1 protein-coding gene is annotated in these 1630 nt (G+C 37.5%); it reads right to left on the bottom strand.

From position 1 onward, the window contains the following. Positions 1 to 180: 180 nt before the first annotated feature. Positions 181 to 1383, bottom strand: a complete 1203-nt coding sequence (locus tag QRD39_RS10100; RefSeq protein ID WP_008535633.1) for an IS110 family RNA-guided transposase — start codon at positions 1381 to 1383, stop codon at positions 181 to 183. Positions 1384 to 1630: the final 247 nt, after the last annotated feature.

The raw sequence follows: 1630 nt of genomic DNA, 5'->3' as shown, positions 1-1630 counted from the left end.
TTTTTCTACCATTTGTCAAGTATAATACGGTTTCTGACTCAACATTATTTCTGATAGAGTATAAAAGGAATTTATGAGAAATAGTTCAAGCCATTTTTTCTGACATTTGAGCATATAAAAACGACACCTTATCTGGCATTTTTTGAAATAAGGTGTTAGAATTACAGGGCATAGACGACTTTAATGACTTTGGGCTAAAGTATAGTCGTAAAGTTTATTATGCATTATAAGATAATACATTGTCCTAATAAGGCGATGTATAGAGGCAATCGTATGAGGCTTAGTTGAAGTTGTCTGCGATTGTCTTTTTCGTTTCTCATAGAAATCTGCGATATGGCAAGGATTGGTATGGCTAGCTGAAGCGATATTGTGAATACATTTGTACAGAATTTTTCTTGCATAAGGATTCCCACGCTTAGTGATATGCTCTTGACCTAGGAAATCTCCCGATTCATAGTGTTTGAGATCAATACCGATAAAAGCGTTGATTTGATTAGCAGACTTAAAGCGACGAATGTCTCCTAATTCGCCAATAACGCTTGTAGCCGTTGTTTCTGCGATACCAGGAATAGAGAGAAGAATCTCATATTCAGGTAGAGGTTTAGCTAACTCTATCAACTGTTCTAAAACTTGTTCCCGACGGTTTGTCAACCTTATAAGTTCCTGTGCATTATACTTAACCTCTTCTATCATAGGAGAGGTTTTTGAAATGGCAGAATAAGATTGCTTTGCCAGTCCAACTAACTTCTCAGCTAAGTTACCTACTCTGTTCTCTGAAATACGTTTAGAGGTTGACTGGCGAATAGTCTCTTTCAACTCAACTTCCGATAATTCTAGCACCCAATGATTGGTTGGGAAGATAGAAACAAGATTCCAATATTGCTCACCTGTAGGAGTAGATAGTAGATTTTCGATTTCTGGGAAGGCGACTTGAAGAACTTTGTGCAGCCTATTCTTCGTCCTTACGATATCCTCTGTCAGATTTTGGTAGAATCGGCTAAGATCATGCAAGTTTTGATAGACTTTTTCTTGAACATAAGTTGGCATACGGTTTAAAACGAATTGTGACGAAGCTAATTTCTCTGCATCAATCTTATCGGTTTTCCGAACTCGTAATCCATCAAGTTGTTTCTTAGCTTCCAAAGGATTAAGACGTGTATAGTCATAGCTGTTTTCTTCTAGAAAAGCTTGGAGTCGGCGAGAGTAGACACCAGTAGCTTCGAAAATAATTTCAGGGTTGCTCACGGTCTTTAGATCCTTCAGTAGATGAGAAAATCCGATAATGTCATTAGGCATAGTATATCCATGAACCCTTTCACCATTCACAAGAATAGCGACTTCTGAGCTTGCTTTACTCACATCAATTCCAAAAACTGTCCGCATTATGTTTACCTCTTTGTCTTGAATGATTCCTTATTTTAGTGATTTCATTTTCAATACTCGACGTCTAGCGTCCAACATACTTTGATAAAATTCCATCTAAAACAGGTGTCTTGCCAGTTTTTTGTACGACGTCTAGCGCCAAAAGAAGCCACGACTTAACAAGACACCTCTACTTTAACACAAAGAAAAAGTAGTGAGTACTCTCTCCCGTCGGAGATTTCTTCACTACTAATCTTAGTATGTTTTT

This window comes from Streptococcus raffinosi (assembly GCF_030284685.1).
Taxonomy (GTDB): domain Bacteria; phylum Bacillota; class Bacilli; order Lactobacillales; family Streptococcaceae; genus Streptococcus; species Streptococcus raffinosi.
Note: the sequence above shows the minus strand (reverse complement) of the source record. Positions and strands in the feature narration are given on the sequence as shown.

Coding starts and splice junctions, on each gene's coding strand:
- QRD39_RS10100 (WP_008535633.1), bottom strand. CDS start 1,383: ATGCGGACAGTTTTTGGAATTGATGTGAGTAAAGCAAGCTCAGAAGTC.